We start from the raw sequence: 18,235 nt of genomic DNA, 5'->3' as shown, positions 1-18,235 counted from the left end.
TAATTTTGCTTATTACGCCCTCCATGAGCTGCACATTTTACCCCATGAGCTGATGAAGCTGTCTTCCCGCGAACGCGCCGCAATATATGCGATGATTGCTGTTCGTGTGGAGAAGGAGAAGCGGGATCAGGCACGGAGTAAGGCGAGGAAGAGATAGTTAGGGGGTGAGAGAATGAAGATAGACGCATCTAAAGCCGTAATGCTACCGATGAAATCTCTGGGAATTTGGAAGAGTGTTAATAAACAATGTGTTCGTGTGAACAGCAATCTGGATATCGTTAATCGCTTGGTCAAGGGAGTGCAGGTAGTTGTTAAGCGGTCAAGCGATGAGATGAGCCGTTCTCTGAATCTAGTGAACCAATCTTTGCAGGATATCAATGATACGCTGCTTGAAGGCTTTAAGAGACTTCCTCCTAAGGTCATAGTTACCAGAGATATAGTTATCGAGCAAAGCCAACAAGCAGGGCAATCACAACAGTTAGCGCTTCGAACATTGAATAACTCCCCAAGTGTGCAAAAAGGTAAGGCTGAAGAAGAAGAGGCGAAAAAGGTAGAGTGGTGGAAAGGGCTAAAAGCGAAGGAGAAAAAGATAGAAGAGGAGAAAAAGCCTGAGGTTAAGGCTGATCCGATCCCCAAGCCCAAAATTAATCTGAAAAAGGAACCTCCGGTTCCACCATCCCCACCAACTCCTGACTCGAGAATTATGAAGTTTCTCAAGACAGTTGATGTGGTAAAGCCATTTAATGCCGTGAAGTCTTTTGGGGAGAAAGCTGTAAAAGCTGCGGCAAAACCAGGAGATATTGAAGACTGGAATAAACTGAATAAGAATACCGATGCAGCGCTTGGGAAAATCGGTGAGAAAGCAATGGGTGCCCTAAGGCCAGTGATGGATACCTTGAACAATGCGCTGACTTCAGGCCAATTTATGCCGATTATAGATGCTATGGCTAATGGATTTCTGATCATTGCTAATGTGATTGGCATGGTAGTGGATGGCTTATTATGGTTGGTTGGAGTGGTGCAGGAGAACTGGTCTTGGATTGAACCGATCCTTGAAGCGATAGCCATTGTCTATCTCGTAGCTATGATCGTACAAGTGGCTCTACTTGTAGCAGCCGCTTATCAGCTTGCAGCAGCATGGTTGGTAGTAAACTGGCCTATTTTAGTGGTTATCGCTGTTATAGCTGTTCTTATTTATATTTTTCAAATGTTAGGTATTTCTGCGGGGGATGTCGTTGGAGCTATAGTGGGAGCATTTGGATGGTTAAGCGCAGTGATGGATAACATTTGGATTTTTATACAGAATGCAGCTATCTCTGCATGGGATTATATAGTGAATAAATTTCATGAAGCGGTCAATTTTATGAAGCAACTGCTATATGATCTGGGTATGGGTGCCCTTAATGTTCTTTACAATATGACAGTTGGAGCAGAGGGCTTTGCCGGGGGATTCATGAAGGTAATGGCAAAAGCAATCAATTGGGTACTAGACAAATTTAATTCCATGATTGAGGCTTTAAGTCATATTCCATTCTTCGACGAATTGGGGATAAGTAAACTAAAAGTTGAGAGGAAGGAGCCGGAAATTCCTCATGCGGCAAGCGATATGATCGATAAATACCGGCAAAATTTTAAGGCGTTTGCTCCTACCGCTGATAATTTTCCAGAGCAAAAGACTGCTAAGATCGAGTACGTTAATCTTGAAGATAGTTTTAATAGCGCCAGTCAAAAAGGAAAGAATGCCACGAACAAGTTGATGGACAAAGGGCGCGATGCTACTGAAAAAGTGAAGGATATGTTGAATCCGATCAGCAGTACAAAATCAATGGATTCAACAGGTCTACTAGCTACTCAGGGTAATAATCTGAACACCGTCAACCGTGTGAACGAGCTCGGCTCCATCAACGACACCGTAGACATCTCCAGTGATGATCTGAAAATGCTGCGCGAGCTGGCCGAGATTCAGGCGATCCAGAATTTTGTGGAGCTTACGCCGACGGTGCAGGTGACGACCGGGAATATTAACAATGCCGGAGACATTGATACGATTATCAACAAGATCGGGCAAAAGCTGAACGAGGAGTTTGTCTCTACGGCGCAGGGGGTGTATACGTAACGTGGAAGAGTACGGGATTTTTTTGGGTTTTAATAATCAGGAGGATGCAATTCGGCTGCCAGTCAATCCAGAGACCTTGGAAATCAAGGAGAGTGGAGATGGAAAAAGCTATACCATTATCGATCTGGGTGAGATTAATACGATTGCTTATCCGAAGCTTACGGAGATCACAATTGAAAGTATTTTTCCGGCACAAAGGTATCCGTTCGTATTGGTGCAAGAGGATGGACTGAAAAGGCCTTTTGAATATGTGGAGCTTATTAAGAAATGGATGACGAGTCGTCGGCCCATTCGGTTTGTGTTCTCCGGTGTGAGGTATCCCGATGATACGAAAAAGGATGAAAAGAAGTTAAACAAACCGCAGAAATGGCTAGAGGAATCTTCAATTGGTGAGGATAGATCTTTAGAAATTGATTTTGCTGTGAATATGGCTATGAGCATTGAAGGTTTCACTTGGAAGCTTAGTGCGGGTACGTCAGGGGATATTGAATATTCGTTATCTCTCAAAAAATACGTATTCTATCAGGCGGTAGCTGTGAAGGTTGTCAAAGGTGAAGTGAAGGCGGAACAGAAGCGGGCCAATGAAAAAGCAAAGCCTACTACCTATACCTTAAAAGCTGGAGACAGTCTATGGAGCATCGCTCAAAAAAACCTAGGAGATGGCTCGAAGTACAAAGTCATTCAGAAGCTTAATGGCATTCCGGATAGTGAGCTGAAGAAGCTGCCCATCGGTAAAGTCATCAAGCTGCCGTAGGAGGATGTTATGGAACTGCTAGTGAAGAATAAGGAAGGGAATCTATGGGATATTTCTGGCATCGTCTCAGATATTTCTTGGAAAACCGCACGGTCAGGTAAACCGTCAACGCTAGAGTTAACGCTTGTGGATAGCGGAATCTATCAGCTTCCCAAGTTTGGGATCAGCAACGGTGATATTATTCAGTTCAGTAAAGATAATGTAGATGTATTTTACGGATTTGTGTTCAGCATTGATACGGGCTCGGATCAGGAGATTAAGCTGACTGCCTATGATCAGATTCGTTATTTGCTGGGCAATGGTAGTTATGTTTTGCAGGATGTTACGGCTAGTGATGTGATCAAGAAAATAACAACGGACTACGGATTAAAGACAGGTGTGCTGGAGGAGACAGAGTACCGGATTCCTTCTTTAATTGAAGATGACAAAAAGCTGTTGGACATCATTATGGGAGCCATCGGCAGTGAGCTTCAGTATAAGGGGCGGTTGATGGCTTTTTACGATGATTTTGGGAAGCTGACGCTGCGTAAACCGGATTCTATGCTGCTTAACCTGGTGCTCGGAGCGGGTCATTATCTGTACGATTATTCGCTCAAAAAAAGTATTGATGACGATACGTACAACACGATTTTTCTGTACAAGGATAACGAGGCATCGGGCAAACGCGATTTCTATCCGGTTAGTGACAAGGACAATGTGAAACGCTGGGGTATCCTGCACTTGTATCAGAAGGCTGATGACAAAGCGAATGCTGCCCAAATTCAGGAGAAGGCAAACAATTTACTGAAAATGCACAACCGTGAAAAGCTCAGTCTCTCCGTACAGGCGATTGGTGATATGCGTGTAAGAGCAGGTAATTTCATTTATGTCCTATTGGATGAATTCGAGACTCAATTGTTTCTGGTGGACCAATGCAGCCATAAGATTTCTGGAGGGGAGCATACCATGTCCCTCGATATTAAGGTGGTGTAGAAATGATGTTAGATATTATTAAAAAAGCAAGTCTAGGAGCCGTGGGAAGTACAAATCCCGTGGCTTTTTCTTATGGAACGGTAACGGAGGCAGCTCCTTTGCAGATCCAGGTGGATCAGCGGTTTATTTTATCGGGGAATGCGTTAGTGCTGCCTGAATCGGTAATAGAAAGCAAGATCGACATCGAGGGCAAAGAAGTAATACTTCGGCGAGGACTAGCGAGTGGGGACCGCGTATTAATGGTTCGAATGCAGGGCGGACAAAGCTACATTGTTCTGGATCGGCTGGTGAGCCCGATATGATCCCTGCGATTGGAAAAGCTGGACCGATAACGGCCCTGCTTGAGGGGGAGGTCAACCTTGAGCGTGGGGAAAGTCCTAGTCTTACGTACCGGATGGATTGGGAGAGAAAAAGGATTACAGGCCAAACGGATGGACTAGAAGCTGTTCAACAGGCGGCGGCTAAAATATTGCGAACCGATCGGTTTGAACATCTGATTTACAGTTCTGATTACGGAACAGAGTGGCGGTTGGTGCTTGGTAGGGACCGGCTGCTGGTTAGAGCTGAAATCAGACGTATCGTTAGTGAGGCACTACTTCAGGATGAACGAATCCTTAGCTTAGAGAATATTGTTGTTTCGTTTACCGGAGATAATCTAACTTTTGACTGCAAGGTCGTCACACGTTACGGAAATTTTCAGCTGAGAAAGGAGTGGAATGAGGATGTATGAGGATCAGACGTATGAGGCTCTTTTGGAGCGGATGCTGGACCGGATTCCATCAGGATTGGATAAACGCGAGGGCAGCATCATTTATGACGCGTTGGCTCCAGCAGCCGCTGAGTTGGCACAGATGTATATTGAGCTGGATGTGAATAATAATCTGTATTTTGCAGATACGGCTACCGGAGAGTACTTAGAGCGAAGTATCTCCTGGTCAGGCATTGTAAGACGTGAAGCTAGCAAGGCGCAGCTGAAAGGGATTTTTTATAAGGCGGATGGAGGATTGTTAGATGTTCCACTCGGCAGCCGCTTCTCACTCGAAATGCTGAATTATACGGCTGTCGAGAAGTTATATCCTGGAGTGTATCGCTTGGAAAGTGAAACCGCTGGAGAAGAAGGAAATCGATATTTTGGCTCTTTACTGCCAGTGGATTATATCTCAGACCTAGCGCGCGGAGAAATAGCTTCTCTTCTGATCCCTGGGGAGGACATTGAAACGGATGATGCACTACGCCAGCGTTATTTGGATTCAGCCAGACGCCCAGCTACTAGCGGAAATAAATATCACTATATGGAGTGGGCACTACAAGTTCCGGGTGTGGGAGGCGCACGTGTTTTTCCATTATGGAAAGGTCCTAAAACTGTGAAGGTGATTATTGTGGACGCCGAAAAAAAACCAGCATCCGAGCTGTTGGCGGCTCAGGTGCAGCAATACATTGATCCGGTCTCAGGAGCGGGTGAGGGACAAGCACCGGTAGGGGCTGTTGTGACCGTGGCGCCGGCTGCGGGCAAAAACATCAGTATAAGCGCCAAGGTAACCCTTGCTTCTGGCTATGCTCTGCAAGCTGTAAACCAAGGCTTTCAGGTGATGCTTGAGAAATATCGCAAGGAGAAGGCTTTTTCAGCAACCTATATCAGTCAGTCTGTCATCGGGGCATTATTGCTTGCTACTGAAGGAGTTGCGGATTACACAGAGCTGAAGTTGAACAGTGGAGCGGGCAATGTGATGTTGAACGAAGAAGAAGTACCGTTGTTCGGCAACGTTCTACTGGAGGTGTAGCATGGGTTATCCAGAGCAAATTGATATTTTTCAAGAAAAACTTAATAAAAAAGCAAACGGTAGCAGTTATGTTATCGAAGAGAGATTACCGCTTGTAAATGGCGTTTATAGTGGTCTTCTAGCGCATGACAATATTAATAATCAGACCATTGCGGTGTACACAGGGTCACAGTATTCCGGGATCGAGCTACGCAATTTCACTGTGTCTTTTCCGGATGAGGCGCCCTGGCGGCGGTTGATTAAGATTTTTGCCGATGTGCCTGAGGTATATGTGACTTACGAAACTCCCGGCGATACGGTTGAAGCAGAGGATATTAACGGTTTGCAGGTGAGTCTTACTGCTGTCCAGACTGAAATAGAGCGTTATAAGAACAAGGGCCAGATTGACGGAGGATCATTTAGAAGAGAGGTGTAAAATGGCACAGACCATACAAATAAAGCGGGGTACAAAGGCTGAGCTAACGAGTTATGGCGTGTTGAAGGCAGGCGAGCTTGGTTTTTGCAGTGATACTAAGGAAGTTTATATTGGTGACGGCACGTCCAATTCCATGGTCGGCAGGGCGCTGTCAGGGCCAGAAGCTTCGCGTCCGGTTGCAGGATCCGTTGGTCGTTTGTATTACGTGACTACGGGTTCGAATAGCGGATATTTATATTTTGATGATGGGGCAGCTTGGCGGCGGGTGAATGCGCAGAAGCTTACCGATCTGACAGGTACAATTGATGATATCGCTGATGGAGCAACCTATGCGAAGGTGCTTAAAGCGGATATTAGTGCGGGACATATCAATAAAGTATCGGATGGCACAAACGTAAAGACTGCCGCTGAGATCAAGACTCACATTGATGATGTGGCCAAGCACCGGACAATCAATGATACAGGGACTACGATTACAGACTTGTGGTCAGCGCAGAAGATTAAAAATGAAATTGAGTTGGCCAAGCATAACATCGAACCGCAAGCATCGGTAAAAGACCAGAACCTACTGGCTCCACCTGCCAGTCCGGTTGAGGGTGATCGATACATTATTCCAGCGGGAGCAACCGGGGCATGGGCGGGGAAAACGAATCAAATCGTGGAGTACCAATCTGCTGCTTGGGTATTTTATGTTCCTGCCGTCGGTTGGACCGCTTACGTCGATGATGAGCAGAAGATTTATAGCTGGAACGGCAGTGCATGGGTACGTACCGGTGGTGCACTACAGACCATTACAGCTGGGAACGGGCTAATTGGTGGGGGTCAGGCCGATGTTGTGACACTCAATATTGGTGCAGGCAATGGAATCACGGTTACTGCAGACGCGATTGCGGTTACGGCAGGAAAAGGGATCACCGTAGATGGATCCGGTGTAGTTGTAAGTGTGGATGGAAGCAGCATCATTTATGATGCAGCGAATGGCAATAGACTTACCGTAGCCAGTATTGATGGCGGAACATTCTAGGGGGCGGGACAATGGCTCTAAAAACATTGATTCAAATACGCCGCGGCTTGGAAAGCGCCATTGGAGCGCTGGCTATTGGTGAGCTTGGGTATTGTACAGACAGTGGCAAGCTGTACATTGGTTCTGCCGCTGGTAATGTCTTGCTGGTAGCCGCGCAGAGTACCGGGGATATGCTGAAAAGCATTTACGATACGAATAACAATGGCAAGGTGGATTTTGCACAACAAGCGGATAGTGTAGCTTGGGCGGGGGTAGCGGGTAAACCAACGGTATTCCCTCCAGCGGCGCATACACATGATTATTTGCCCAAAGGCCCCCTAACCTGGAATCAACTAAAGGGGGTGTAGAGGATGACTTACGGCAGCTCTTTATACAGCGAATTGCTATATTCCGCAGATAAAGATTTGAGCCATCCGGGTGAAGTCGAGGCGCCTGATCTAATGCAGTATTTACCGGATTATTACAAGGATGTCCGCGAAATGGAGAAGCTTCAGGAGACCATCGGGCTAGAAATTGGTGGACTGAAGCTGGGCACTATAGACGTACTGGATCAGGCTTTTGTTGAAACGGCAACGGTGAGCCTTGGACGATGGGAAGCTGAGCTTGGACTAAATATCGATTCATCCAAGTCATATGCCACACGCCGAGAGATGATTAAGGCAAAGCTGCGTGGAAATGGGACGACCACACCGGAGATGATTCAGCGGACGGCGTCAGCTTTTTCAGGTGGAGTGGTTGAAGTAAAGGAAGTGCCTGAGGAGTACCGTTTTGAGATTCATTTTGTGAGTACACTGGGGATTCCTCCAAATATGGCAGGGTTGATTCAAATCATCGAAGAGATTAAACCTGCGCATTTAGCTTATGAATTTGTGTTCAGCTATACCTGGTGGGACTCTGTTAAGGCTTTGACTTGGGAGAGTGCTCACAGTAAAACCTGGAACGAATTAAGAACTTATAGATAGGAGAGTGACATATGCAAACCACAGGAAATTTGGGCTTAAAAAAGCCAGAGGGAACAGATATCGTTGATATTGCCGATTTGAACGGGAATATGGACATTTTGGACAATGCCGTTAATGGCAAGGTCGATAAAGTAACAGGCAAACAGCTATCTACGAACGACTACACCGCAGCTGAGAAAACGAAGCTGGGGGGGATTGCTACGGGAGCAACTAACTATACGCACCCGGCTACCCACCCACCAGCCATTATTGCACAAGACGCTAGTAATCGGTTTGTTACTGACACAGAAAAGACAGCATGGAATGCGAAAGAGACTCCGGCTGGCGCTCAGGCAAAGGCGGATGCAGCTGTCGCAGCAGCAAAAGCAGACTACATTCGTCAACCGGGATATGCAGCCACTAGCGGTACGGCTGCAGCCTATATCGCAGTTCTTACTCCAGCACCTACGACCACACCGGATGGATTTGGTATTACTATCGTCCCTCATGTAACCAATGGGGCAAACCCTACATTAAGTGTTAACGGCCTTGCAGCAGCGCCTCTTAAAGATCAAAAAGGTGTAGCTTATGCAGCTGGCAAGCTCATCGCTGGCAAGCCTTATGCGTTCCGTCGTGTGGGTACGGATTTTTTGGCAGATAGCGCGGGTGGCTCTGGTAATGCAGTAGCAGGAGACATTCGCGCAGGAAAAACGGCGGCAACAGATGCAGGGGATATTACAGGTACACTCCAGGTTCAAACTGGTGGTACGGTTACTCCAGGGGCAACGGCTGTTGTTAAGCCAGCCGGGATTTATGATACAGCTATTACTGTCACAGCCGTTCCAGTTCCTGCTAATAAGGTTCTCGCTGGAACTACAATCGCAGGGACTAATGGCACTATGCCTGACAGAACTAGGGGGGCAGCTGGCGGGTATACTACCGCAGTTTCGGCCAAGGGGGATTGGTCCGGGAGCTTGGTTATGGAACCGCCAGCAGGATACTATGAATCCGGTAAAAATGCTGATGGATTCGGAACAGTATTGGCTACAGATTCCAATTATGTACCATCAAGCATCCTATCTGGTAGATCCATCTTTGGTGTTCCTGGATCTGTTCCTGTTATCACCTCCGGGGAGGATCCAGCGACAGGTATTGGAATCTGGGGTGATGGCGGATTGGCTGTATATCCAAGAGAGGGCTATCGAAAAGGCGGATCTGGTGCGGGCGAGATTAAAGTACCCCTAAGTATGTTAAGGACGGCAGTTCCTTTATACCCGGAGTATATAAAAGCTGGTGTTAATATGTTTAATGTGATCGGTACTTTACAACCTAGTACAGCATCAGCTGTGAGCTTAGTTCTAAAAGGTCAACAAGGAGATGGAACCGCTGTAATGGCAACCATTCCAGCCGGAGCAACATTTGCCTCTATGTGTGGTAGCTTTAGATTTTACACGTACTCGCAATCAAACAATGCAAATCGTGTAATTGTTTACCTTCAGAATCAATGGGGACAAAGAATAAGTTTGGGTGGAGTCTATGGTGGGAGTAACACATATGAGTATGCTGGATTTTACTTTGATAGAAACCAAAGAAAGTTAATCACTATTCAGACTAATTCTGGGGGAGGCAACGCTTACGGAAACGGTGAGAAAGGCGGATGGTCATTCTCTTATGCTGAGGATGGTATGCTTCAAATGGGAGCTTATGGAGTGTTTCCTGCAGAGTTCAACGCTGCGGGTGAACTTAATATTATTGGGACAATTACGGGCGCGTATGGTGCGGGATACGCGGGAGCAATGGCAAATGGCTATATGATCTATTACTAGAAAAGGGAGATGATGCGAGTGTTTGTTACCTATCGTAAGCAAGATGATAGTGTCGGTAAAGTGGACGCGATATATTCAAATCCAGAAGATTTTGATCTTTCCTTTGTGGACGGATTCCATGTGGATGAAATACCTGAAGCCACTGCAGTGGCAGGAACATATTCGGTACTTATGGTTAAGCTACCATTGCAAGAACTTTACTATGACTATATCGCAATTCAACCAACGAATAACCTGGAGCAGCTGAGTAGTGAAAACACACTGCTTAAGGCACAAGTTAGGGCTCAATCTGAGCGCTTTGACTTTATTGAGGATGTCATATCCGAACTGGCTGCTCAGTTATATAAATGACCTGCGGTTGCTCTGTTGGCTGCTGGCTTGTAAGGGAGGTGATATCATGATAGTCATATTTTTTGCACAGCGTGTAATCTTGGGGAAGACCAAGTATTCTGAGGTGCCGTCTACACTCAAAGCTGGAGTTCTGGAGGTTCTGACGAACAGCGGTCTTGAGTTTCTGGCTGAAGATGAATAGAGGTTACAGATAGCGCCGCATAGTAGGCGTTTTTATTTTGCCCTCGTAGCTGCTACGAGGGCTGTTTTATTTATCACTTTAGAAGGGGGCTGTTATATGACCATTGTGGGAGTAAATTCAGGAGGAGGCGATGCTGAAGCAGCGCCCATTGAGCACCGTTTAGAAGATGTTGAAAGTAGACTAGTAGTCATCCAAGAAGAGATCTTTAGATTTGGAACAGAACATCTAAGTTTTAGTAATGAGCTTCTATTATTAAAAGAAAAACAATCACGCCATGAGGAAGATGTGAAGCAAATTAAACAATCAACGATAGAAATGAAAATACAATTTAACGAGATTATGAGACGTTGGGATACATTGGACTCACGTGTGTTCCAGCTATTGCAACAATCCCAGACGGACAGCAAGAGCGAACGAAAAGTGTTTATCGATTTACTTAAATACGTTCTGGCGGGAACTATCTTTGCTATTATTGCCTTTTTATTTAAAGGAGGGGTATAGATGCTCACTTTGTCCCAAATCAAAGAAAAATCAAGTAAACGCCTAACCAACCTACACCCCGTAGTTCGTTCCGCTGCTACTGCTCTAATCGAACGTTGCTACAAACTCAACATCCCCATTCTCATTACGCAGGGACTTCGCACAATTGCCGAGCAGGATGCTCTATATGCACAAGGGCGCACTAAGCCCGGAGCGATTGTAACCAATGCACGTGGCGGATATAGCTATCACAATTTTGGATTGGCCGTAGATTTTGCTCTTTTGCTGCCGAATGGATCGAGTGTGTCATGGGATATGTGCCGGGACGGCAATAACAACCAGATCGCAGATTGGCAGGAGGTTGTGAAGGAGGCAAAAGGGCTGGGCTTCGAGTGGGGAGGCGACTGGACAAGCTTCAAGGATTACCCCCATTTTCAAATGGCGTTTGGGTTAACACTCACACAGTTACGAGCAGGGACAAAACCCTCAACATCTGCGGTGGAGTCAGCGTATAAGGTCATCAATCGGAAGGAGGAGGAAGAATTGAAGAGTGATGTTATTGCTGTCGTAAAGGTTAATGGGGTTAAGGTTGCAGATGGAGTGCTTGAAAAAGGCATCACCTACGTCCCTGTACGTGTTATTGCAGAAGCGCTGGGTGCTCAGGTAGGTTATGATTCTGCGACTCGAACGGTTGAGATTATAAGTAGCCACTAAGGAGGGAAAAGGATGGAAACTGGAACAATTTTAGATGATGTTATGGCGTTCGCCTCTATATTAGCAGTATTCGTACTGGCACTGGTTCAGTTGGTCAAAAATAGTATCAACATCCCGCGTAATGCAGTACCGATTATCGGACTATTGATAGGTTTGTTCATCGGCGTAGTAGCGTATCCTTTTACTGAACTTGATTTAGTGCTTCGCCTTTGGGCTGGGGGTCTTGCAGGCTTATCTGCAACCGGGTTGTTTGAGCTAGCTTTTAAGGATCGCCCGGGCACGACGAAAGGGTAAGTGGATAATAGGTACGAATTATAAAAAGGGCTGTTCCAAAAAGTCTGAAAAAGACCTAAGGAAGAGCCCCATTGTTTTTCTCATGATATTACATAAATAAGTTTCAGAACGAAAGCGTGCTGCCGGGTTGTAAAGAATATAGTCCTGTGAAACCTTCTCCTTTTAATATAGAAGCTACTTGGTCGATATGTGGTTTGGGAGCATGGACGAGCACTGTCCGGTGGCTGGGAATCGTTTGGAGCATTTTGCGAATGTCCGGCAAACCTTGATGGACTTTATAGCGGATAAGTGAGACTGTACAGCGTACGCTGCTAGATTCTCCGATCATAGCTTGCTCAACAAGACGATGTCCAAAGCTTCCGGCCGCTAAATGTCCCGTAAAAATCACATGGTTGTCTGGAGAAACAGAGAGTTGCTGAAAGTATTCTTGTGCTTTTGCCGACTGCATCATCCCGTCATTGGTGAATACGATAGCTCCCTTAAGATTCAGCATTGCCTTCGCGCGTTCGTCCGAATTAGATACAACACACAAGTTTTTTCTGTTAAAAAGCGCATTTACACGCTGAATAGCGTCCTCTTTCAGCCATTCCACCTTGTCGCTTAATGCTCGTAAAGGAGCGACGAGTACTTCTTCAACGATCAATTGATGATCTGGAAAACATTCATTTGCCCATACGACCAATTCCTGGCTTCTGCCATGGATAGGCACAGGAAGGAGGACTGAGCCCCCTTTTTGCAAGGTGTTATGGATGGCTATCTCTAATTGCTGTAATTTTACAAGCTGCTCATCAGGATCAGCCCCATAAGCGGCATCGATAATGGACAGATCAGCCACATTTTTAGCTTCGGCTTCCATAATTGCTGGGGTGTCTGCCGTGAGCAGCTGCGACTCCTCTGTATAATCCCCCGAGAAATATATGAATTTTCCGTCCCATTGGATAACCAGCCAAACCGAACCTGCTAAATGCCCGCTACGTCCCCATTGAACTCGAAGGTTAGGCGCAAGCGTCAGCCAAGTTTGAGGGGAGACATGCTCCTCTAAATACTTGAATTGAATAGCTTCTTTATCCGTTTCCTCATAGGGGAGCGGGGCGGATTGAGCCGCCACATATTTATCCCAGGCCTCGAAATAATCAGGAAGCTGTAATGAGGTGGATCTAGTAGTCCATACCTTCCCTCTGTATCCGTGTTTATAAAGTAAGGGCAGCGCTATGGAATGATCCTCATGAGCATGAGACAGAAATACTGCCTGCAAATGTGGAATGATATCCTTATCAAGTAGGGGGTATTCCCCTGGGCCTTCTTTTTTTACGCCACAATCGAGCAGGATGCCATTTCGTGAATCCTTGCCCTGCAAAAGATAGGAGGAACGGCCATGTTCTCCGGCCCCTCCCCAAATCGTTAGTCTGCTCATTGTTGTCTCCGCTTTCTATCTGGGCTTAAATATTCTAAGACTAATAGTAGTATGGTGGTGATACCTACTGAAATTACAGCCATGGCCATCCCCATCGCTACCGCACCTTGTTCAAACTGGGCGAAAATATATGTTGCCGAGGTCTGCATTGAAGGCGGAAGAATGAGTAATGAGGCTACCAGTTCCCGATTGGAAATGGTGAAGGTCATCATCCAGCCAGCCACCATCCCCGGAAGGATGAGGGGAAGCAGGATACGGCGGAACACATACAGCTTACTACCTCCGAATACTTGTCCCGCTTGCATCAGAGAGGAATCGATTTGCCCATAGCTTGCTTTTACATACTGAACAGTATAAGGAAGGAAAAGTACGACATAAGTCAGTACAACCATCCAGTAGGTATTATAGAGCGGGATAGGCATCCAGCGGGCATTCCACAGCAGAATTAGCCCTACTACAATTACAATTCCAGGGACTGTATTTGGAAGCAAGCTGAATAAATCTGTAATTTTCTGCTTGAATGTAGCCCCTTTTCCTACCGTTAAGGCAAACCAAGTCCCGAGAATAACAGCGATACTGGAAGCAACGATAGCTAATGTGAAGCTATTTAATAAGGCCTCAAGTCCTTGTGAGCCCGGGGATAACAGCTCTGCATAATGTTTTAAGGTTAGATTGCTCCAGGATACACCTTCTCCCCGAAGCTTCAATAATGAGGCTGTTATGATAGAGAAATAAGGAATGCCGATGGATGCCAGAAGCAATAGAAGAACATAACCCCAGCTAAGAAACCCTACGATTCCTGTACTCTTATAACGTTTAGTACGAGTTCCTTTTCCACCGATCAGACGGTAAGAGTAGCGGCTGCTAATTATAGTTTGGATGTACCACATGACAAGACAAACTCCGAGCAGCAAGGAGGCTAGTGAAGTAGCCTTACCAAAATCAATCGGCCAACTGGAGATATATTTATGGATCTCAGAGGTCAGCACGTAAAAGCCGATCCTGCGGCCAAAGGTCGCAGGGGTACCGAATTCAGCAATTGTTTTAACGAAGATGAGCAGTGCTCCAAGCCCATAGCTAGAGAGCAGTAAAGGAATAATCACTCTTTTAAATCTGTAAAAGAAGGGGGCGCCGTGAACCGAGGCTGCTTCCTCCAGATTGCCCCCGATCTGCAAAAGCGCATTGCGCAGCAGCAAATACAAGAAAGGGAACAGATGAAGGCTCATGATCAGCACCATACCCCCATAACTAAAGAAATACGGTGTCAACACGGAGGAGGAGGGCAGAAACTGCTCCATATACCCACCCGTCTGCATAAACAACATCCAGCCCATAGAACCAATGTAAGGCGGCGTCATAAATGGAATTAACAGCACGACATCCAGCCAGTTGTGGCGCCCTAAGTCGGTTTTTGCCATAATCCAGGCTAGAGGCAGCGCAAACAACGTAGTTAGCAAAATAACGCTTACCCCAAGCCCGATAGAATTCAGCAGCACCTCTACTAGGTCATTACTCGCCATAATGGTTCGTAGTGGTGCGGCTATGTCGAGATGCCCCTCTGGATAAATACTGGTCCAGAAAATGAGCAGGAGTGGCAGCAGCACGAGCACGGTTAGTATAAATAAAGCCAGTCCACCGCTCACCCATTTAAATGAGCGCAAAGAGTTAGTATTCATTACGCTTATTTAAAAATTTGTGTGAAGGTCGAGGAAACTTCATCGCTGTGCTCATTCATCCATTCCCAATTCACATCAAATGTTTTGATTTCTTCAAGATTGGCACGATTTTCTGCCTTCACGTCAGTTCTGCCTGGCAGCAAATAGGCTTTGGCAACAAGGGCTTGCGCTTCATCGGAGAGAAGGTAGTCGATAAAAGCCTTGGCGTTATCTACATTCGGGCTTGTCTTAATGATCGCAGCCGGACGAGGGCTGATTACAGTTCCTTCAGCAGGATAGACGATATCCACAGGTTCTCCGTCAGCTTTTGCTTTATAAGCCATGTAATCTACGCCAGCAGCAACGACGGATTTAGCACCGGTAATCACCGGATCAAGTGCCTCTTGATTGGCGCCTGCCATAGCTACTTCATTGCTTTTATATTGTTTAAAAAGTTCCCAGCCACTGTCCCCTTTAGCACTTAAATACCCAGTCATGAAATCAAGAGCCGAGCCGGAAAGTGAAGGATCAGGGATATTGACTGCACCCTTCCATTCCGCTTTGCTGAGGTCATCCCAGGAGGTCGGCGGTGAGCTTACTTTTTTGGTATTGTAGACAATACCGAGTGCGGATGCACTGTAACTGAAATAGTTACCTTCATCTATATCTGACCAATCGCTAACCAGCTTGTCTGCATTAATCGCTTCTTTATATGGAAGTAATAATCCGTCGTTTTTCATTCCTTGCATGGACGGAAGAGAGGCGAGGACAACAACATCAACGACCGGGTTGGATTTTTCTGCTTCCATGCGGGCAAGTATTTTTCCTGTAGTGCCTTGGAACATTTCAACCTTAACGCCAGTTTTGGCTTCAAAGCCGTCTTTGATTTTATTAGCTAAGCCTTCAGGGCCTGCACTGTAAACGACAAGATTGCCGCTTAGTGTCTTTTCTGTTGGTTGTGGGGCTTCAGTTTGCGTCGCCGCCGCAGTATCGGTTTGGTTGTTGCTTGCGTTAGCCGCAGGGGTGTTCGAGGAGCCGCAGCCCATTAAAGTAATACCAAGTGCAGTTGTTAGAAGAAGTGAACTTAACCCTTTTGTCTTTTTCATTTGATTCAATGTAATTGCCTCCCTAATATTGTTGTGTGCATCTTGCTGCATGGAACAGCATCATATAGAGCCATTCCATGCAGTGGACGCTTAATTCAGATGATGGATTTGGTGCTCTGAAGCGTACAGCTGAATCTTTTCCCCTACAGGTAGGCGCCGCTCATGATAAGCGGTCCAAGTCCCATTGTGCTCCATGTCCAGAATGATCTCATAGCGATCCCCCATATAACTCACATGCTGAATAGTCCCTGTAAAAAGAAGAGAGGAAGCATTCTCCTGAGACCAGCGTAAATGTTCTGGACGCAGCATCTGTTTATCCGGAACGATCCAGTTGGATTTACCAATAAAGTGGGCTACAAAAGGATGACTCGGTTTACGATAAATGTCCTCAGGAGATCCACTTTGTAAAATAGTACCACCTTGCATTACAACTACTTCATCTGACATAGACATCGCTTCGGTTTGATCATGCGTCACATACAGGGCTGTAATGCCCATGTTTTTTACCAAGGAGATTAACTCCAGCCTCATTTCGTCTCGCAAGACCGCATCCAGCGCACTTAAGGGCTCATCGAATAATACAAGCTGAGGGCGCATGACTACGGCTCTGGCAAAAGCAACCCGCTGCTGTTGTCCACCAGACAACTGATGTGGAAAACGCAGCTCCAGCCCCTCCAGCTTGACCGATCGAAGCGCCTCCTGCACCCGAACCCGTAAATTCTTTTTTTGTTTGGAAGCTCGAAGGCCGAAGGCTACATTCTCGAACACAGTCAGATGCGGCCAGAGGGCGAAATCTTGAAAAACCATGCCAAAGTTACGGCGATGAATGGGGTGGCTAATTCTTTTGTTGCCTGAAAAAATAAACTCATCATCGATCAGAATTTCTCCTGCATCCGGTGTTTCCAGCCCAGCAATCAGACGGAGTAGTGTCGTCTTTCCACAACCTGAAGGACCGAGTAATGTCGTAAAGCTTCCAGCGGGAATCTTCAGATCTGCAGCCTTCAAGGCATGCACATCTCCGAATTTCTTTTCCAATCTGTGGATTGTAATTTCCTTCATTCTATCTACCTGCCTGTTCTTAAGCTTGTTCTTAGTGTAAAGGTAAAGAATTCCCGCTATATTTGCTGAATGTAACTGTGATATTAACTTTTTTGCCGATTTATTTTAACATTCATAGAATTCTTCTATGTTACCGTTTAGGAAAAGGCGAGGGAGTGGAAGAGAATGAACCTTAATCTAATGAAGCTGGAAATTGTAGAACTGCTGAATAAACATAAAAAAATTACCACGGTAGCAGATAAACTCGGACTAAAGCAGCCCACCGTTACGTATCATTTGAAGAATTTAGAGCAGCAATTGGGGGAGAAGTTATTTGAATCCAGAATGGATAAAATGATTCTTACGGAGAGTGGCAAAGCTTTTCTTCATTATGCGATCAAAATCAATGCGCTTGCTGCGGAAGCGGAGCGGGTGGTAAAAGAGTTCAGTCAGGCAGGTCGGGGGACACTGAAAATTGGCGCCAGTTATGTTCCAGCTACTTATATTCTTCCACAAATATTGGGGCAGTTTGGCGAACAGCATCCGGGGATTACCATTTCTTTATCGGTTAAGCCTTCACCGGTGATCAAAGAAATGCTTGCCAGCCATGAGATTGATCTTGGTATTTTGTCTACGGAATCTTTTTATCTGCCTGATCTGCATACTCAAGCCTTATGTGAGGATGAGCTTGTCCTTGTTTTTGCACCTACACATGATTTTGCCGGATTTTCTAATTTAAACTCGGCGATGATTGCTTCAGCGAGCTTTATTTTACATGACAAGGAATCAAGCACACGCCAGTTGACGGATAAATGGTTTGAACGAGAGGGAAAAGAATCAAAACCGCATATTTTACTCGATTCACTGGAGGCAATTAAGCAATCGCTCATGAGTGGACAACATGTTTCATTTATTTCACGCCTTGCTGTGGAGGACGAGGTAGCCAGAGGAAGATTGCTAATGCGAGCCATTCCGGATTATAATTTTGAAAGACATATTTATTATTCGTATAACCGTGATCGCCATTATTCTCCTTTAATTGGGCTGTTCATTGACCAGCTCCGCACAATTCGAATATAAGCATACATAGAGAATATACGATAGAGCCATTATATATATGAAAGAATACATAAAATATAAGGACTGTATAAATTCAGAAATTGGTGTATAATC

At 45.8% G+C, this 18,235-nt stretch carries 21 protein-coding genes; 17 read left to right on the top strand and 4 right to left on the bottom strand.

What is annotated here, in order from left to right:
* The first annotated feature begins 172 nt into the window (after nt 1-172).
* The 16 genes from MHB56_RS11440 to MHB56_RS11365 all read left to right on the top strand — a co-directional run bounded on the left by MHB56_RS11440 (nt 173) and on the right by MHB56_RS11365 (nt 11,849).
* Nucleotides 173-2,116 carry a hypothetical protein gene (locus MHB56_RS11440; protein WP_341143600.1) on the top strand — a complete coding sequence of 648 codons (1,944 nt, stop codon included), beginning with the start codon at nt 173-175 and terminating at the stop codon, nt 2,114-2,116.
* Between the two features lies 1 nt (nt 2,117).
* Nucleotides 2,118-2,870: a LysM peptidoglycan-binding domain-containing protein gene (locus MHB56_RS11435; RefSeq protein ID WP_341143599.1), complete on the top strand. Its 753-nt coding sequence runs from the start codon at nt 2,118-2,120 to the stop codon at nt 2,868-2,870.
* A 9-nt stretch (nt 2,871-2,879) separates the two neighbouring features.
* Nucleotides 2,880-3,842 carry an XkdQ/YqbQ family protein gene (locus MHB56_RS11430; RefSeq protein WP_076099867.1) on the top strand — a complete coding sequence of 321 codons (963 nt, stop codon included), beginning with the start codon at nt 2,880-2,882 and terminating at the stop codon, nt 3,840-3,842.
* 5 nt (nt 3,843-3,847) lie between these two features.
* Entirely contained in the window at nt 3,848-4,144 is a 297-nt protein-coding gene (locus MHB56_RS11425) for a DUF2577 domain-containing protein (RefSeq protein ID WP_076282718.1), read from the top strand.
* On the top strand, nt 4,141-4,572 hold the full coding sequence (locus tag MHB56_RS11420) for a DUF2634 domain-containing protein (protein WP_076186586.1): 432 nt from the start codon (nt 4,141-4,143) through the stop codon (nt 4,570-4,572). The genes MHB56_RS11425 and MHB56_RS11420 overlap by 4 nt, the downstream gene beginning before the upstream one ends.
* Entirely contained in the window at nt 4,565-5,623 is a 1,059-nt protein-coding gene (locus tag MHB56_RS11415) for a baseplate J/gp47 family protein (RefSeq protein ID WP_076303128.1), read from the top strand. Before MHB56_RS11420 ends, MHB56_RS11415 begins: the two co-directional genes overlap by 8 nt.
* A gap of 1 nt (nt 5,624) precedes the next feature.
* Nucleotides 5,625-6,038: a hypothetical protein gene (locus MHB56_RS11410; protein WP_036681259.1), complete on the top strand. Its 414-nt coding sequence runs from the start codon at nt 5,625-5,627 to the stop codon at nt 6,036-6,038.
* A gap of 1 nt (nt 6,039) precedes the next feature.
* Entirely contained in the window at nt 6,040-7,062 is a 1,023-nt protein-coding gene (locus tag MHB56_RS11405; RefSeq protein WP_076303129.1) for a DUF2793 domain-containing protein, read from the top strand.
* 11 nt (nt 7,063-7,073) lie between these two features.
* The gene (locus MHB56_RS11400) at nt 7,074-7,409 is read left to right on the top strand and encodes a hyaluronate lyase N-terminal domain-containing protein (protein ID WP_076208480.1); all 336 of its coding nucleotides are present in this window, start codon (nt 7,074-7,076) and stop codon (nt 7,407-7,409) included.
* Nucleotides 7,410-7,412: 3 nt separating this feature from the next.
* Nucleotides 7,413-8,024: a putative phage tail protein gene (locus tag MHB56_RS11395; protein ID WP_341143598.1), complete on the top strand. Its 612-nt coding sequence runs from the start codon at nt 7,413-7,415 to the stop codon at nt 8,022-8,024.
* Between the two features lie 11 nt (nt 8,025-8,035).
* The gene (locus MHB56_RS11390; RefSeq protein ID WP_076303131.1) at nt 8,036-9,829 is read left to right on the top strand and encodes a hypothetical protein; all 1,794 of its coding nucleotides are present in this window, start codon (nt 8,036-8,038) and stop codon (nt 9,827-9,829) included.
* A gap of 18 nt (nt 9,830-9,847) precedes the next feature.
* Nucleotides 9,848-10,180 (top strand): hypothetical protein, encoded by a 333-nt coding sequence (locus MHB56_RS11385; protein ID WP_076282710.1) that lies wholly within the window; start codon nt 9,848-9,850, stop codon nt 10,178-10,180.
* A gap of 46 nt (nt 10,181-10,226) precedes the next feature.
* Nucleotides 10,227-10,361 carry a hypothetical protein gene (locus MHB56_RS11380; RefSeq protein WP_256721100.1) on the top strand — a complete coding sequence of 45 codons (135 nt, stop codon included), beginning with the start codon at nt 10,227-10,229 and terminating at the stop codon, nt 10,359-10,361.
* Between the two features lie 96 nt (nt 10,362-10,457).
* Nucleotides 10,458-10,862 (top strand): hypothetical protein, encoded by a 405-nt coding sequence (locus MHB56_RS11375; RefSeq protein WP_076303132.1) that lies wholly within the window; start codon nt 10,458-10,460, stop codon nt 10,860-10,862.
* The gene (locus MHB56_RS11370; RefSeq protein WP_341143597.1) at nt 10,863-11,555 is read left to right on the top strand and encodes a M15 family metallopeptidase; all 693 of its coding nucleotides are present in this window, start codon (nt 10,863-10,865) and stop codon (nt 11,553-11,555) included.
* Nucleotides 11,556-11,567: 12 nt separating this feature from the next.
* Entirely contained in the window at nt 11,568-11,849 is a 282-nt protein-coding gene (locus MHB56_RS11365; protein WP_076099882.1) for a holin, read from the top strand.
* Nucleotides 11,850-11,952: 103 nt separating this feature from the next.
* Here the strand turns inward: MHB56_RS11365 and MHB56_RS11360 are convergent, their stop codons facing one another.
* The 4 genes from MHB56_RS11360 to MHB56_RS11345 all read right to left on the bottom strand — a co-directional run bounded on the left by MHB56_RS11360 (nt 11,953) and on the right by MHB56_RS11345 (nt 17,083).
* Nucleotides 11,953-13,263, bottom strand: coding sequence for an MBL fold metallo-hydrolase (locus MHB56_RS11360; RefSeq protein ID WP_076274761.1), 1,311 nt, complete (start codon nt 13,261-13,263; stop codon nt 11,953-11,955).
* Nucleotides 13,260-14,939, bottom strand: coding sequence for an ABC transporter permease (locus MHB56_RS11355; RefSeq protein ID WP_076274762.1), 1,680 nt, complete (start codon nt 14,937-14,939; stop codon nt 13,260-13,262). Before MHB56_RS11355 ends, MHB56_RS11360 begins: the two co-directional genes overlap by 4 nt.
* A 5-nt stretch (nt 14,940-14,944) precedes the next feature.
* Entirely contained in the window at nt 14,945-16,024 is a 1,080-nt protein-coding gene (locus MHB56_RS11350; protein WP_341144371.1) for an ABC transporter substrate-binding protein, read from the bottom strand.
* Nucleotides 16,025-16,114: 90 nt separating this feature from the next.
* A complete protein-coding gene (locus tag MHB56_RS11345; protein WP_076282707.1) occupies nt 16,115-17,083 on the bottom strand; it encodes an ABC transporter ATP-binding protein in 969 nt (322 codons plus the stop codon).
* A 165-nt stretch (nt 17,084-17,248) separates the two neighbouring features.
* On the opposite strand from MHB56_RS11345, the gene MHB56_RS11340 reads away from it, so the two are divergent.
* Nucleotides 17,249-18,142: a LysR family transcriptional regulator gene (locus MHB56_RS11340; protein ID WP_076129777.1), complete on the top strand. Its 894-nt coding sequence runs from the start codon at nt 17,249-17,251 to the stop codon at nt 18,140-18,142.
* Nucleotides 18,143-18,235: the final 93 nt, after the last annotated feature.

Source organism: Paenibacillus sp. FSL H8-0315 (genome assembly GCF_038005365.1).
GTDB classification, from domain to species: domain Bacteria; phylum Bacillota; class Bacilli; order Paenibacillales; family Paenibacillaceae; genus Paenibacillus_AQ; species Paenibacillus_AQ odorifer.
This window is presented reverse-complemented; position numbering and strand designations above follow the sequence as displayed.

What these genes read in the sequence shown, in the direction of transcription:
- MHB56_RS11440 (WP_341143600.1), top strand. Translation starts at nt 173, where the DNA reads ATGAAGATAGACGCATCTAAAGCCGTAATGCTACCGATGAAATCTCTG.
- MHB56_RS11430 (WP_076099867.1), top strand. Translation starts at nt 2,880, where the DNA reads ATGGAACTGCTAGTGAAGAATAAGGAAGGGAATCTATGGGATATTTCT.
- MHB56_RS11425 (WP_076282718.1), top strand. Translation starts at nt 3,848, where the DNA reads ATGTTAGATATTATTAAAAAAGCAAGTCTAGGAGCCGTGGGAAGTACA.
- MHB56_RS11420 (WP_076186586.1), top strand. Translation starts at nt 4,141, where the DNA reads ATGATCCCTGCGATTGGAAAAGCTGGACCGATAACGGCCCTGCTTGAG.
- MHB56_RS11415 (WP_076303128.1), top strand. Translation starts at nt 4,565, where the DNA reads ATGTATGAGGATCAGACGTATGAGGCTCTTTTGGAGCGGATGCTGGAC.
- MHB56_RS11410 (WP_036681259.1), top strand. Translation starts at nt 5,625, where the DNA reads ATGGGTTATCCAGAGCAAATTGATATTTTTCAAGAAAAACTTAATAAA.
- MHB56_RS11405 (WP_076303129.1), top strand. Translation starts at nt 6,040, where the DNA reads ATGGCACAGACCATACAAATAAAGCGGGGTACAAAGGCTGAGCTAACG.
- MHB56_RS11400 (WP_076208480.1), top strand. Translation starts at nt 7,074, where the DNA reads ATGGCTCTAAAAACATTGATTCAAATACGCCGCGGCTTGGAAAGCGCC.
- MHB56_RS11395 (WP_341143598.1), top strand. Translation starts at nt 7,413, where the DNA reads ATGACTTACGGCAGCTCTTTATACAGCGAATTGCTATATTCCGCAGAT.
- MHB56_RS11390 (WP_076303131.1), top strand. Translation starts at nt 8,036, where the DNA reads ATGCAAACCACAGGAAATTTGGGCTTAAAAAAGCCAGAGGGAACAGAT.
- MHB56_RS11380 (WP_256721100.1), top strand. Translation starts at nt 10,227, where the DNA reads ATGATAGTCATATTTTTTGCACAGCGTGTAATCTTGGGGAAGACCAAG.
- MHB56_RS11375 (WP_076303132.1), top strand. Translation starts at nt 10,458, where the DNA reads ATGACCATTGTGGGAGTAAATTCAGGAGGAGGCGATGCTGAAGCAGCG.
- MHB56_RS11370 (WP_341143597.1), top strand. Translation starts at nt 10,863, where the DNA reads ATGCTCACTTTGTCCCAAATCAAAGAAAAATCAAGTAAACGCCTAACC.
- MHB56_RS11365 (WP_076099882.1), top strand. Translation starts at nt 11,568, where the DNA reads ATGGAAACTGGAACAATTTTAGATGATGTTATGGCGTTCGCCTCTATA.
- MHB56_RS11360 (WP_076274761.1), bottom strand. Translation starts at nt 13,263, where the DNA reads ATGAGCAGACTAACGATTTGGGGAGGGGCCGGAGAACATGGCCGTTCC.
- MHB56_RS11355 (WP_076274762.1), bottom strand. Translation starts at nt 14,939, where the DNA reads ATGAATACTAACTCTTTGCGCTCATTTAAATGGGTGAGCGGTGGACTG.
- MHB56_RS11350 (WP_341144371.1), bottom strand. Translation starts at nt 16,024, where the DNA reads ATGAAAAAGACAAAAGGGTTAAGTTCACTTCTTCTAACAACTGCACTT.
- MHB56_RS11345 (WP_076282707.1), bottom strand. Translation starts at nt 17,083, where the DNA reads ATGAAGGAAATTACAATCCACAGATTGGAAAAGAAATTCGGAGATGTG.
- MHB56_RS11340 (WP_076129777.1), top strand. Translation starts at nt 17,249, where the DNA reads ATGAACCTTAATCTAATGAAGCTGGAAATTGTAGAACTGCTGAATAAA.